The following is a 14,534-nucleotide window of genomic DNA, read 5'->3' on the forward strand; positions in this document are numbered from 1 at the left end:
GAATGTGGATGACTTCAGCTGTGTGACGGGGGTTTGGCTGCTTCCTTGATAGCGTGCGACCCCAGCAACCCAATACCTTCACAATGAAAGACAATTTTCACAAAATGATTTTCAATGTGTGATTTCAGTAGCACTTTTTCCGTTTTTACCCTTGAGTTTCGCTAACGATGCCACCTGTGGCGAGCAAGCCAAGGCTGACAATCTCAAAAATTGTTAAACACAACAAGCTGAATCGTTACAGCAGCAATTCTACATCTATCGAGTTTTTCATATTGAAAATCAAAGCTAGCTCCCATCGTTCAACTACATGGCAATTCACTGAAAAACGGGCGCACTTATTGGGCTTCAAGCTGAGCAGTGAAGCCTGCAAACCCTGTATGAGAGCGCCACGACTGATGCCCTGGTGGTCAATCAGGCCGCTGGACCAAGATGAGCAAACTCTCGCCCAAAGTAGCTGTGAGAGACCAACGCGGTTTCGCCGTGGTGGCTTATGGCAAGATCGGCGGTATCGCGCTCGGCTACGGCTCGGGTCTGGTGTTCTCCCCGACAGCGACAAAGACGGGCACGAGCCATCGACAGCCGCCGCCTGTGAGCAGTACCAGCAGGCTGCTGGTACGAGCCCGTTCCATCTAGGGCGATGACCGAGTTTGTCATGGGGGGCATCCCCCAGGAGCAGACGAAAGGGCTGAAACACGCCTATCTGGAGATCCGCCACCCGGGTCATCACCGCAATCTCCCGGAGACCTCCCGCAAGGTGGGTGAAAACCAGTTGCTGACCGAACGGAGCTGTCTGGCAACGGCTGTTGGGGGAGTGAAACAAGGCTCGGCTGGATCAATGAAAAGGGGCGCTTCAGCGCCCCTTTTCATTATGAATATCAGCCCGGAACCCGAGTTTCCTTCACATAATACTCAATAGCGGTGAGCTGGATCCTGTTTCAAGCATTCACAACTTGGCATCGTATGACACTTTGCTGAATATAAGTGGAGATCAACTATGTCTACGTTATCACCCGATTTCTAGCCCGAAATGGTGAAAGGGGAATGTCAATTCAGCCATGCCAACACCCAGTGTCCATGTGGAGATAAAAATGGATTTTTCAGAACAGTTACAGAGCCTAGCCAAAAAGATTGCTCAACAGTCGTCGATGATCACGACCGAAGAGGCAACCAAGAATGCGTTTGTAATGCCATTTCTCAACCGCGTACTGGGGTATGATGTATTCGACCCCACCGAAGTAATTCCAGAATTCACCGCAGATACTGGTATCAAAAAGGGGGAAAAAGTTGACTATGCCATTCTTAAGGATGGACAGATTCAGATTCTGGTTGAGTGCAAAAAGTACAGTGAGAAACTGTCAACCAAGCACTCGGGGCAACTCTTTCGTTATTTTTCTGTCACTAATGCCCGCATCGGCATCCTGACCAATGGTGCTCAATATGAGTTTTATACCGACCTTGATGCACCAAACAAGATGGACGAGAAACCATTTCTAACGCTCGATTTAGAAGACATTGATGAACACATAGTGCCTGAGGTATTGAAGCTGACCAAGACCTCCTTTGATGTAGAGTCGGTTGTCGATGCAGCAGGAGAGCTAAAATATCTCAGTCAAATCAAGAGACTACTGGCTGAGCAGTTTGGTTCGCCAGAAGAGGACTTTGTTAAGTTCTTTGCATCCAGGATCTATGATGGTGTGCTTACCGCAAGGGTCAAGCAGTCCTTTACCGATATAACCAAGAAAGCCCTCAGTCAGTTTCTCAATGACAGCATCAATGCACGGTTAAAATCAGCAATTGGTAGCACAGTTAGCTCCTCGGCTATCCAGCCTGCATTTGATAGTGGCCTATCAAGTGATAACAATGAAGTCGATAATAGTGAGGAAAAATCAAAGGTAGATACCACAATTGAAGAGATGGAAGGTTTCAATGTCGTCAAGGCCATCTTGAGACAACAGTTTGATGTAACCAGGATCGCAGCCAGAGATACTCAAAGCTACTTTGGCATACTGCTCGATGACAATAACCGCAAGCCACTATGCCGGTTACATTTCAATGCAAAGCAAAAATATATTGGTTTGTTTGACGCTGACAAAAAAGAAACCAGGCATCCCATTAGCTCTATCGATGAAATATTTACCTTTGCCGACCAGCTACTGACGGCCACTGCCGTCTACGAATAATCCTGATTGGGGGCGGATTAATTCCGTCCCCCCTCCTTCAACCAAGTCTGCGCAAAATGCCTATCGCCCCCCGGCAAGATCGATAAAGGTGCCGGTGGCGTAGGAGGCTTCGTCAGACAGCAGCCAGGCAATGGCGGCGGCCACCTCGGCTGGTTGACCGCCCCGCTGCAGCGGGATCTGGTTTTTCACCCTCTCCACCCGGTCGGGTTCACCGCCGTCGGCATGCATCTCTGTGTAGATAAAGCCAGGGCGTACCCCGTTGACCCGGATCCCCTGCGCAGCCACCTCCAGCGACAAGCCTTTGGTCAGCACGTCTATGGCCCCCTTGGAGGCGGCATAATCCACATATTCACCCGCCGAGCCCAGACGAGCAGCAGCCGAGGAGACATTGACGATGGCGGCGCACCGCCTCACGGCAGCAGAGAAAGTAGCCGGTCACATTGGTGGTCAGTGTCTTGTTGATGCGCTCGGCGCTCATCTCCAGCACCTTCATCTGTGGCTGCAAGATACCGGCGTTGTTGACCAGATGGGTGACCACCCCGAGCCGCTCGTCCATCTCCTCGAACAGGCGCACCACCTCGGCCTCGACGCTGATATCCGCCTGCACCGCTATGCAGGATACCGGATGTTGCGCCCGGATCTGTGCCACCAGCGTCTCGGCAGCCTGCCAGTCATGGCGATAGTTGATGCAGATATGATAACCCTGCCCCGCCAGATAGCGGGCAGTGGCCGCCCCTATCCCACGGCTGCCACCCGTGATCAGCACATTCCTGCTCATTGAACCTCCTTGTTCTTCACCCTGATTGCCAGTCTCCGATACTGTCCGATCGCGGGCCAACCAGGATGCCGGTCAGGCAGTCACGCCGTGGTCCATCACCCTCGCCACCAGCATCCGGTTGAACTGCTGGTACTCATAGGGGTTGATGGGATTTGGGTAGCTCAACACCCGCAGATCGTGCCCCTGATAGTCAGGATGATAGGGCGGATGCACATGGTCATGGTCGTTGAGACAAAAGCCCAGCGACTGGTAGAAGCGCAGCCGCCGGATGGCAATCTCATCCTCTGGCGGATCAATCTCCAGGATAACGGAGCGCCCCGCCGTCTCGCAGAAGTCAGCAAGCAGGCGGGAGCCATGGTTCTGGCCGCGCAGGGCCGGATTGATGGCCAGATGCTCGATATAGATCTGCTCGCCGCAGGCCCACCAGAAGATAAAGCCGAGCAGCAAGTCGCCTTGATAAAAGAGCTGACAGTGAAAGTGAGGATCCGCCATCTTGACCTGCTGATGTTGCGGCTGGCGTTGCTCGTAGTGCGGAAAGCTGCTGCCATAGATCTGCCAGACCAGAGGCCAGTCTGGATGGGATATCTCTCTCACTACTTCACTTCGACTCATTCATCTACTCCTTGGCAAAACAACAGTGATATCACCTTTGGGACAAGGGTACATCCCCATTTTTAACCAGAAGCAGCCATGGCTCTCTTGCCGCCAGCCCTCCGACGCATTGACATGCGGCAACAAAGAGCCCGCACGGGGCGGGCTCTGAATGGCAATAACAGGAAGGAGTTGCTACTTGAACAGCCCCTTGAGCAGCTGGTCGGCCACCCCTTTGACAGCGTCATTGTCAGCCTTGTCACCCAACAGCTTCTTGAGACCGCGCTCGGCCTCCTTGCGGGCCTTCTCCTCCAGCACCTTGTTGTTGGTGAGCAGCTCTTTCACATCCAGCCGATAGGTAGGGGCCTGCCAGTGGCCGCCGATGCGTACCGGTATTGTGATGTCCTTCAGCTCATCCACCCCTTTGCCCCCCTGGCCCTTGCTGCTCTCCACTATGGAGGTGAGGAACAGAAAATCGAGGGTTTGGGGCACCAATGCCGTCTGACCCTGGCCCCGCACTCGCAGTGCCGGGGCGAACAGCTGGATATCGTCGCTGCGCGCCACGCCGTTCGCCAACTGGAAGCTGGCGGTGAGGGCGCTGAAGTCGGTCTTGCGTGCCTCCTTGACCTGATCTGTCCCCTTGCCGGTCAGAGTGGCTCGCGCCTCGCGGATCATCTCCGCCAGGTTGATGCCATGCAGGGCACCATCGCTCAACTTGAGGCTCACCTTGCCCTGCATCTTGTCGCGCAACGCCTGCTCAGACAGTCCAGTGCCCTGCACCTGAACCTCGAGATCCCCCTTGCCTTCCAGCAGATCGCTCTGGGCCAGGGTTTGCAGCAGCGGGCGCACATTCACCCCTTGCACCCGTTTGTGTACCTGATAACGGGCTGGTTGCTGACGCGCATCTATTGCACCCTCGGCGGTCACCTGACCACCGGCCACACCGGCACTGAATTGCTTGAGGGTGAGCTGGCCACCGGCCAGGGCAAGTTGCAGATCGACGGCGCTCAAGTCCAGCCCCTTCAACCGCAGGCTATCAAGCTGCAAGCGCCCGGCAAGATCGAATGCCTTGAGCGCGCTCAGGTCCGGTTCTACCGTCGAGAGCCCCTTGGCAGCCTTGGCGGGCACTGCGCCTTTATCACCCGCTTTCGCCGCAGCGGGCTGCACCGGAGCGGCTGCCTTGGCTGTTGCCGGTTCGCCGAGCCAGCTGTCGAGATCCAGCTTGTCGCCCTTGAGATCAAATTCAATCTTGGGCACGGCACCGAGTCGCACCGCCCCTTCACCACGGAGCAGGGCATCGTCGGCGCTCATCACCAGCTTGCTCAGGGTGATCTTCTGCTGATCCAGCTCGGCGCGGGCAAACCCAGCCAGTTTGAGGTTCATCTGCGGGCGTGGCAGTGCTTTACCTTGCAGATTGGCCGCCAGCTTCGCATCCGAGACTTCGACCAGTTGCAAACCCTTGTCTACTCGCGCCTTGAGGGTTCCCTCCAGCGAGCCGGCCAGAGTCGGTTGGTCACCTTCCAGCTGGGCGCCTTGCAGGTTCAGGGTGAGGCTGCTCCACTCTCCCAGTGCCAGCCGATCGGCCTTGACCGAGAAGCTATCCAGCCGCTGTTGCGGCTGGCTGAGGCTGCCGCTCAGACTCAGGTTTTTCAGCTCGCTGGCCAACGCATCCTGTGCCAGCTTGACCTCTCCTTCCCCCTTGATATCGAAGGCAAGCTTGCCTTGCGCCCCCTTGGCGGCCAGGGTCACCGGCACCCACTGACCCGGCGTCAGCTGGCCGAGAGCGAGAGCGAGATCGAGCTGATCGAGCCGGGAGAGAGTGCCGTTGCGATCGTCCTGTACCAGAGCACTGGCCTGCTCCAGCACCACCCCCTGCAAAGTGATCTGCCAGGTCTGGCCATTGCTCGCAGGGGGCTGGCTCTGGCCACCTGGCGCGGGCTCGCTGTCCTTCGCCGCCTCAGGCGTCTTGACGAGATCGTTCAGGTTTGAGCTGCCATCGGCCCTGGTCTGGATAAACAGATGGGCACCGGTCAGGGTCACCTCGCCAATGTCCAGTCGATGGGAGAGCAGGGGCAACACGGCGACCGAGGCATCCCCCCGCTCGAAGCGCACCAGATCCGGCTCGGCAAAACCAGCCGGGTTGCGAAGCGCCACCCGCTCTAGGGAGAGACCCAGACTCGGCCAGAAACGCCAGCCGATATCCCCCTCCATCACCAGCTCGCGGCCTGTGCTCTTGCGTACCTGCTCCACCAGTTGTGGCTTGAACTCATTGGGGTCAATCAGCTTGACCAGGGCTGTGATGATTACCAGGGCGGCCAATGCCAGCCCCAGCAAGATGTAAATGATCTTCTTCACGATGGACTCCTTGAATGCTGATCCTGTGGCTGACTATACCACCGGGGACGGGGCAGATGGCCCCCTCCACCCAAAACGGGAGAATGGCGAGACAGGGATGGTCGCGACATGGGAGCACAAGGCGTGAGTCGCTCACCGGCCACAAGAAAAGGGCCCCCGCAGGGCCCTTATGTCATGGTCTGGCCGGCAACGGCCAGTAGCCCATCTCGCATGGGTCAGGGTAGACGCGGCAACTGCCGGTAGCCCATCTCATACAAGGTGAAGGCGTAGATGTCCGCGCTCTGCTCGATCAGCTTGGCCACCGGCGTGCCTGCTCCATGCCCGGCATTAGTCTCGATGCGAATAAGCTGGGGGTTGGGCCCTGCGTTGTCGGCCTGCAAGGTGGCGGCAAACTTGAAGGAGTGGGCTGGCACCACACGGTCGTCGTGATCCGCCGTGGTCACCATGGTCGAGGGGTAGCTGACACCGGCCCGCACGCTGTGCAGCGGTGAGTAGCCCTTCAGGTAGTCGAACATGGCCTCGCTGTCGGCGCTGGTACCGTAGTCGTAGGCCCAGCCAGCCCCGGCGGTAAAGGTGTGATAGCGCAGCATGTCGAGTACCCCCACCGCAGGCAAGGCAACACGCATCAGATCCGGCCGCTGGGTCATGACGGCCCCCACCAGCAGACCGCCGTTGGAACCACCTCGTACAGCCAGCCTGTCGCTGGAGGTATAGCCTTCGGCCTTCAGGTATTCGGCCGCCGCGATAAAGTCGTCGAACACGTTCTGCTTGTTCATCCTAGTGCCCGCCAGGTGCCAGGCCTGACCGTACTCGCCGCCCCCCCGCAGGTTGGCCACCGCATAGACGCCTCCCAGATCCAGCCAGTTGGCGACCGCTACGCTGAAGCTCGGGGTCAGGCTCACGTCAAAACCGCCATAGCCATAGAGGATGGTGGGATTGCTGCCATCGAGTTTCAGCCCCTTGCGGTAGCTGATGATGAGCGGCACCCGGGTGCCATCCTTGCTCTGGTAGAAGCGCTGCTCTGATACGTACTCCTCGGGCTTGAAGGGGGCCGCCGAGGCGCGATAGAGGCTGATGGCCCCGCTTTTTGGCTCGAACCGGTAGAGAGTGGATGGTTGGGCGTAGTTCTCGAAACCGAAGTAGAGCGCGGGATCATCCTGCTTGCCGTTGAAACCGCTGACACTGCCAAGACCGGGCAGCGCCACCTCGCGAATCCGTGTGCCGTCATGGTCGAACTGCTCGACCCGGGCGGTGGCATCCACCATGTATTCGGCAAACAGATAGCCGCTGCCGCTGTGCACCGTCAGCACCTGCTGGCGCTCGGGGATAAGGTCACGCCAGCGGGCGGGGCCGGGGTTGCCCGCATCCACCGTCACCAGCCGGCGGTTGGGCGCATCCCGATTGGTCAGCAAGTAAAGCGTGCTGCCCTTGTTGTCCACCAGGCTCACGTCCGCATCCAGATCCCCCTGCACCGTCAGCAGCGGCGCGTTCTCCTTGCTCAGGTCCTTCACATAGAGGCGGTTGCCGGAGGTGGAGTCCGCCGCCGAGATGAGCAGGTAGCGATCATCTTCGGTCACGGTTGCCCCCACGTAGCGGTGCTGCTGGGCAGGGATGGCACCGAACACCAGGCGGTCATTCTGCTGCGCCGTGCCGAGCCGGTGGAAGTAGAGCTTGTGCTGATCCGTCCTGGCCGACAGCTCGCTGCCATCGGGTTTGTCGTAGCTGGAGTAGAAGAAGCCCTCGTTGCCCAGCCAGCTGATGCCGCTGAACTTCACATCCTTGAGGGGGGCCTCAAGGGGCTGTTTGCTCTCCACGTCCATCAGGTGGATCTCGCGCCAGTCGCTGCCCGCCAGCGACAATGAGTAGGCCAGGGTGCGGCCATCCCGGGAGAAGCTCAGCTGATCCAGCGCCGTGGTGCCGTCGGGGCTGAGGGTATTGGGATCGAGGAACACCTCGGCCGGCTTGCCCGCCTGCTGGCGCCACAGCACGTTCTGGTTCTGCAGGCCATCGTTCTTGAAGAAGTAGTGGTAGCGCCCCTCGCGAAACGGCGCCCCCTCCTTGGCGTAGTTCCAGGAGGCGGCCAGTTTGTCCTTGATGGCATCGCGAAACGGAATGCGTGCCAGATAATCCCGGGTGACACTGTTCTGGGCCTTGACCCAGGCCTCGGTCTCCGCGCTGCGGTCGTCTTCCAGCCAGCGATAGGGATCGGCCACGGCGTGACCGAAGTAGTGATCCACCTGATCGCTCTGGCGGGTGACGGGGTAGTGAAGGCGCTCTTTCCCTGACATGACATCCTCTCGGGTTGAGTGGCTGCTGCAAGCACACAGCAGTGACAAAGCCAGCAGGCTGACAATGGATCGCATCGATGCAGCTCCCTGCGGTTCGGGTGAAACAGGCAGGTTAACAAAGAGCCGCGTCCATCGCATCCCCCTCAATACGGTAAAGGAGGGCGTAAAAAAACCGGGCACGGGGCCCGGTTGAAAAACCTGCGCAGAGCAGGGCGTGTCATGTCAATGACACAGTTCAGGCTTGCCAGACTGGCAGTCCATGCCGTCCGGCCAATCCGCACCCGGGGGTTGAAGAGGGATGAGCTCCCGCCCCAGGATGCGAATGAGTTGGCGCACAAAGGCGCCGAAAGTCTGGTTACTCCCGCTCAAGTGCATGGATGGGATCCATCCTCGCCGCCCGGCGAGCCGGGAAAAAACCGAACAGCACGCCGATCAGGCTCGAGCAGAAGAAGGCAGCCAGCACGGCGCTTGCGGAGTAACGCATGGCAAACTGACTGCTGAAGTGCTCGAACAAGACGCCGACCAGCAGGGAGAGCAGCACACCGGCTGCGCCCCCCAGCAGGCAGACCAGCACAGCCTCGATCAGAAACTGCTGCATGATGTCGCTGGGCCTGGCGCCTACCGCCATCCGCACACCTATCTCGCGAGTACGCTCCGTCACCGACACCAACATGATGTTCATCACCCCTATGCCGCCCACCACCAGGGAGATGAGCGCGATCATGGCAACCAGCAGCGTCATGGTGGCAGTGGTGCTGGTGATGGCCTGACGGATGCTGTCCGTGTTGAGCACGAAGAAATCCTGGCTGCCATGGCGCTGGCGAAGCAGCCGGGTGAGACCATCCTCGGCGGCGGCCAGGGAAACCTCATCCTGAACCCGCACGCTGATGCTGCGCAGATAGCTCTGACCCAGCATCCGCTTCATGGCCGTGGTGTGGGGGATCCAGACATTGAGGTTCTCGTCGCTGCCAAAGCCGCTCTGATTGCGGGCCACCACACCGATCACCCGGCACGGCAGCTTGCCCAGCAGGATCACCTGCCCGAGTGGTGATTCCCCCGCATCGAACAGTCGATCCCGGCTGTTCGCGTCTATCACCACCTCCTGCGCCAGACTGGCCACGCTGCCGGCATCGAACAACATGCCCTGCAACACCCGATAGCCGCGCACCTGAAAGAACTGATCCCCCACCCCGTTTACCGTGCCGGAGACCGTTTGACTGCCCCGGCGCAGCGTGGTGCTGGTCGCCAGACTGGGGGTCACGCTGTGAACATAATCGAGCCCGGCCAGGGCATCGGCATCCTCGCTCCGCAAGGTCTGTATCGCCTCGGCCCGCCTATCCCCAAAGCCGCTGCCGGGAAAGATCTCCAGTGTGCTGGTGCCCATGGCATTGATGTTGGCCAGCACCTGTTGCTGGGAGCCGCGCCCCAGCGCCACCACGGAAACCACGGAGGCGATACCTATGATGATGCCGAGCATGGTGAGGAAGGTGCGCATCCGCTGGGCCTGCATGGCCCGCAGCGCCATCCTGAAGGCAGAGGCAAACCTGTCCAGCCCACCACCCCATGCAAAGCGGCCAGGCCGAGGTTTATCCTGGAAAGGTGGGGGATTAGATGCCGGCACGCGGCGGCGATCGGCCACCACTTCACCGTCCTTGAGCTCTATGATGCGCTCGGCCTGCTCGGCAATGCTCATGTCATGGGTCACTATCACCAGGGTGTGACCCTGCTCATGCAAGGCATGCAGTATGCCGAGCACCTCTTTCCCACTGTGGCTGTCGAGCGCGCCAGTCGGTTCATCTGCCAGTATCACCTGACCACCGTTGATGAGGGCACGGGCTATGCTGACTCGCTGCTGCTGGCCACCGGAGAGCTGGCTCGGCTTGTAGTCGAGCCGCGTACCCAGCCCCAACCTGCGCAGCAGCGTCTCGGCCCTGGCCTGTCGCTCACCGGCAGCCAGACCGGCATAAATGGCTGGCAACGCCACATTGTCGCGGGCACTGAGATCCCCCAGCAGGTGGTAGCGCTGGAAGATGAAACCGAAATGCTCGCGGCGCAGCGCCGCCAGTTGATCCGCGGCCAGCTTGCTCGTCTCCTGACCGGCAACCCGGTAATGACCGTCGCTCGGCTGGTCGAGGCAACCCAGAATGTTGAGCAGTGTCGATTTGCCGGAGCCGGAGGCACCGACGATGGCCACCATCTCCCCCCTCTCTATGGTCAGGTCAATCCCCTTGAGCACCTGTACCCGCTGATCCCCCTCGCCGAAGTGACGCTGGATCCCGCTCAGTTGCAGCAGTGGCTGGGTCATGATCACATCCCCATGGGCGGGCCCATGCGCCCGCTCTGCTGGTTCTGGGCCGTCAACTGGCTCACCACCACGGATTCCCCCGCCTCGAGGCCGCTCAGGATCTGGGCATCCACCTTGTTGTTGAGGCCCACTTTCACCTGCCGCCACTGCAGCTTGCCCGCACCATCCACCACCTGCACCCTGTCACCGCTCAGTGCGATGGCCGGGATCACCAGCGCATTGCGCTCGGTCGCCAGCACCAGGTGTACCTGAGCCGTCATGCCGATGCGCAGGGCACCTTCCGGATTGCTCACCTCGAACAGGCCGTTGTAATAGACGGCTGTGGTGGTCGAACTGCTGGTGTCATCATTGATGGAGTCCGGCGCGGGCTCGATGGCGCGCAACCTGGCCTCGTAACGATGCTCGGGCGCCCCCAGTATGGTGAAGTAGATGGGCAGGCCCGTGCTCACCCTGATCACGTCCGCCTCCGAGATCTGGGCCTCCACCGTCATGGTGTCGAGCCTCGCCACCTTGACGATGGTCGGGGTACTCTGCACCGCATTGACCGTCTGTCCCTGCTCCACCGGAATGGCCACTATGGTGCCCGCCATGGGGGCGACGATGCGGGTATAGCCCAGATTGACTCTTGCAGTATCCACAGCGATGCGGGCCTGCACCGCCTGCGCAATCAGTGCCCGGATATCGGCGCGAGTGGCGATCAGGGTCGCCTCTGCGCTGTCATAGTCGGCCTGGCTACCGAGCCCCCGAGCCAGCACCTTGCGCTGACGATCGAACACCAGCCCATTGTTGCGCAGGGTCGCCCGACGCGAGGCCAGCTGGGCCTGCACATTGTCGAGGGCGGCCTCGGCATCCTTGAGGGCGTTCTGCTGGGTCAGATCGTCGATCTCGACCAGCAGATCGCCCTGCTTCACCTGATCCCCGAGCGCAACGTGCAAGACCTTGATCTGGCCGGAGACCTGCGCCCCCACACTCACCAGTTTCTGGGCCTGCAGGGTACCGTCAGCCAGCACGCTCTGCTCCAGATCGCGCCGCTCGGCGGTGGCTGTGATATAGGAGGCCACCGGCGCCGCACCGGTCGCGCTGAAAAACCAGCCCACCGCAATCAGCAAGAGGGCTGGCAGCAGCAGACGGACAACGAACAGACGGGTACGGGTCATCGGGGATATCCTTTGATGAAACAAGCCAGCGCAATGTACCCCAATGCCCGGTTAAGCCTCCTGCAGGGCAGTGTAAGGATTGCGTAAAAGCAGCTGCCAGCCGCATGCAGACACGGGAAAATGGCGCCGACTCGAGAGGGAGAAGAGCAATGAAGATCCTGTTGGTGGACGATGACCTGGAGCTTGGCACCATGCTGAGTGAATACCTGGGCGGCGAAGGCTTTGTCACCACCCATGTGCTGACCGGCAAGAGCGGTGTGCAACACGCTCTTTCCGGCAACTATGTGGCCGTGGTGCTCGATATCATGCTGCCCGATATCAACGGCAGCGAGGTACTGCGCCAGATCCGCCACGACAGCAAGATCCCCGTCATCATGCTCACCGCCAAGGGGGACAACATCGACAGGGTGATCGGACTGGAGATGGGGGCCGACGACTATGTGCCCAAGCCTTGTTACCCCAGAGAGCTGGTCGCCAGGCTGAGGGCCGTGCTGCGACGAGTCGAACCTGCACCGGCGCCAGCTGGCAAGAGTGACGGTTTGCGTCTGGCGGAACTGACCCTCTCCCCAGCCACTCGCCAGTGTCACTGGCAAGGCGAGCCACTGGAGCTGACCGCCACGGAATTCAATCTGCTGGAACTGCTGCTGCGGGCGCCGGAGCGGGTAGTCAGCAAGGATGAGCTATCCCTGCACGGACTGGGCCGCCCGCGCGAGCCCTATGATCGCAGCGTCGACGTGCACATCTGCAATATCCACCAGAAGCTGCAGGCGCTGGCGGGTGAGGTCATCGGCATAGAGACGGTGCGCAGCATAGGATACCGGCTGACATGATCCTCAAGGGCCACCTGTTCTGGAAGATACTGTTCGGCTTCTGGTTCACCATCATAATGATGAGCCAGCTGCTATGGGTCGCTTTCAGTCTCTACAGCCATGAAGGACCGCCAGAGGAGAGAATGGCGCGGCAGCTGGCCGGGCGGCAACTGAACTCGGCGGCGACCCTGCTGCAAGAAAAGGGGCCCGCCACCCTGAACACCCTGACGACCAACTGGCCCGCCGAGGAACGCCCGCTTCTGCATATCCAGCAGAGTGAAGCCGCCCAATCCCCTTTCCCTCATCTGCTTACCCGCACTGTCAAAGGAGCCGATGGCCAGCGTTACTGGCTTGGTTACGACACGTCCGGCCTGCAGCAACAACTGGCACCGCCGCCGCGACGCAACGACTGGCTCAACATGCCGCCCCCCATGTGGTGGATAGGCGGCCTCGGCGGTCTCTTCTTCAGCGCCCTGCTCGCCTGGCATCTGACCCGTCCTATGAACCAGTTTCGGCAGGGATTCGAGCGTCTCGCCCAGGGTGATCTGGGCGTGTGTCTCTATCCTCTGATGCGACGACGCCACGACGAGATCCGCGAGGCGGCCCGTGACTTCGATGCCATGGCCGAGCGGTTGCAACTGCTGGTCGAGAGCCGTGAACAGCTGCTGCACGACGTCTCCCACGAGCTGCGCTCTCCCCTCGCACGCCTGCAACTGGCTATCGGTCTGGCCCAACAGGATCCGGCCAGGATCGAGGGATCCCTGGCGCGGATCCAGCTCGAAACCCATCGCATGGACAAGATGATCGGCGAACTGCTCACCCTCACCCGCGCCAGCCACGGCGAACGGGACTGTGAGGAGTATTACGATCTGCAAGCCCTGGTTGAGGCTGTGGTGAGCGATGCCCGCTACGAGGCGCAGCATATGGGTGTCGAGATAAGACAACTGGTGGATGAGGCGGTGGACCACACCATCTGTGGTCAGGCTGAGCTTATCCGCCGCGCGCTCGACAATGTGGTGCGCAATGCCCTACGCTTCTCTCACCCTGGCCAATCCATCACCCTGACCCTGCACAGGCAAGGGGGAGAGTTCGCCATCGAGGTGGTGGATCAAGGCATGGGGGTGGACGAAACCAAGCTCTCCAGCATGTTCGATCCCTTCGTGCGGATCGGGTCCCCTTCTGCAGGCAAGGGCTATGGGCTGGGACTCGCCATCACTCGTAAAGCCATTCAGGCCCAGGGCGGCCGGGTCGAGGCCAGAAATGGCGATAACGGCGGTTTGATAGTCACCCTCTCCCTGCCGGGCTAGCCCTTTATTCCAGCTCAGCCATCTGGTCGCGTCGTTCGAGAGCGCTGAGGCGGGCACTCATCCCCGCAACCTTTGCAGCTGGCCGATGGCTGCGCCCGTGGATCGGAAGGCAAACTCTGTGGGGTAGATCTCACGCAACTTTCGCCACTCACAAGCGGCCGCGGTAACGGCGGGCTTGTGAGCCAACTCCAGCATAAAGACGGTATCGCAGGTGTGATAGACAACATCGTCATAGGGATAGACGTTGGCAAAGGAGCCGACATAGCGAGGCGCCTCTATCCCCAGATCCAGCCCCAGTTCCTCTTTCAGCTCCCTGACCAGCGCCTCCTCCAGCGACTCACCAGGATCGACGAAACCACCGGGCAGATCCAGCAGTCCTTTGCCAGGCTCCCGCCCTCGCACCGCAACCAGCACTTCATCCTGCCAGCAAAGCGCCACCATCACGGCCGACGCCACATTCTGGAAATAGTGGAAACCACAACCACAGGCAAACTCTTTCTCGCTGCGTTTTTGCAGCGATTCGATACCACAGCGCGGGCAAAACATAGAGGCTACCTCCCATTTGAAACCAAAGTGCATTGTATGCCGCAAAACCTCTTCAAATCAGCCTGCATAGAGCCCACTGCTCGGCAAGTACTACAAGCAAGTGAGCCCCTGAGCCGAAATACAAAAGGCCCTCCCAAGCGGGAAAGCCTTGTTGTGTTGGAGCTTGGCTGTGATGCAAATTGGCAAAAAATACACGAGAAAAAGCCCAGTCTTTCGAC

General features: G+C 59.9%; 10 protein-coding genes and 1 pseudogene. 4 read left to right on the forward strand and 7 right to left on the reverse strand.

The window, feature by feature from the left end:
• Positions 1-456: 456 nt before the first annotated feature.
• Entirely contained in the window at positions 457-633 is a 177-nt protein-coding gene (locus tag AXW79_RS17430; RefSeq protein WP_231109921.1) for a hypothetical protein, read from the forward strand.
• Positions 634-1,088: 455 nt separating this feature from the next.
• Entirely contained in the window at positions 1,089-2,180 is a 1,092-nt protein-coding gene (locus AXW79_RS17440) for a type I restriction endonuclease (protein ID WP_005318631.1), read from the forward strand.
• A gap of 60 nt (positions 2,181-2,240) precedes the next feature.
• On the opposite strand, the pseudogene AXW79_RS17445 reads toward AXW79_RS17440, so the two are convergent.
• The 6 genes and pseudogenes from AXW79_RS17445 to AXW79_RS17470 all read right to left on the reverse strand — a co-directional run bounded on the left by AXW79_RS17445 (position 2,241) and on the right by AXW79_RS17470 (position 11,654).
• A pseudogene (locus AXW79_RS17445) lies at positions 2,241-2,958 on the reverse strand (SDR family oxidoreductase).
• 72 nt (positions 2,959-3,030) lie between these two features.
• Positions 3,031-3,570: a GNAT family N-acetyltransferase gene (locus AXW79_RS17450; protein ID WP_005318627.1), complete on the reverse strand. Its 540-nt coding sequence runs from the start codon at positions 3,568-3,570 to the stop codon at positions 3,031-3,033.
• 174 nt (positions 3,571-3,744) lie between these two features.
• Positions 3,745-5,904: an AsmA family protein gene (locus AXW79_RS17455; protein WP_005318624.1), complete on the reverse strand. Its 2,160-nt coding sequence runs from the start codon at positions 5,902-5,904 to the stop codon at positions 3,745-3,747.
• 215 nt (positions 5,905-6,119) lie between these two features.
• Positions 6,120-8,267, reverse strand: coding sequence for a prolyl oligopeptidase family serine peptidase (locus tag AXW79_RS17460; protein WP_005318620.1), 2,148 nt, complete (start codon positions 8,265-8,267; stop codon positions 6,120-6,122).
• A gap of 280 nt (positions 8,268-8,547) precedes the next feature.
• Positions 8,548-10,497 (reverse strand): MacB family efflux pump subunit, encoded by a 1,950-nt coding sequence (locus AXW79_RS17465; protein ID WP_005318617.1) that lies wholly within the window; start codon positions 10,495-10,497, stop codon positions 8,548-8,550.
• A 2-nt stretch (positions 10,498-10,499) separates the two neighbouring features.
• A complete protein-coding gene (locus AXW79_RS17470) occupies positions 10,500-11,654 on the reverse strand; it encodes an efflux RND transporter periplasmic adaptor subunit (RefSeq protein ID WP_005318615.1) in 1,155 nt (384 codons plus the stop codon).
• A gap of 149 nt (positions 11,655-11,803) precedes the next feature.
• Here AXW79_RS17470 and AXW79_RS17475 point away from each other — a divergent pair, with 149 nt between their 5' ends.
• Both AXW79_RS17475 and AXW79_RS17480 read left to right on the forward strand, forming a co-directional pair.
• Positions 11,804-12,484, forward strand: coding sequence for a response regulator transcription factor (locus AXW79_RS17475; RefSeq protein WP_005318613.1), 681 nt, complete (start codon positions 11,804-11,806; stop codon positions 12,482-12,484).
• Entirely contained in the window at positions 12,481-13,770 is a 1,290-nt protein-coding gene (locus tag AXW79_RS17480; RefSeq protein WP_005318611.1) for a HAMP domain-containing sensor histidine kinase, read from the forward strand. Before AXW79_RS17475 ends, AXW79_RS17480 begins: the two co-directional genes overlap by 4 nt.
• 57 nt (positions 13,771-13,827) lie before the next feature.
• Here the strand turns inward: AXW79_RS17480 and AXW79_RS17485 are convergent, their stop codons facing one another.
• Positions 13,828-14,316 (reverse strand): NUDIX hydrolase, encoded by a 489-nt coding sequence (locus AXW79_RS17485; RefSeq protein WP_043144750.1) that lies wholly within the window; start codon positions 14,314-14,316, stop codon positions 13,828-13,830.
• Positions 14,317-14,534: the final 218 nt, after the last annotated feature.

This window comes from Aeromonas salmonicida subsp. salmonicida, assembly GCF_001643305.1.
In the GTDB taxonomy this organism is placed as follows: domain Bacteria; phylum Pseudomonadota; class Gammaproteobacteria; order Enterobacterales; family Aeromonadaceae; genus Aeromonas; species Aeromonas salmonicida.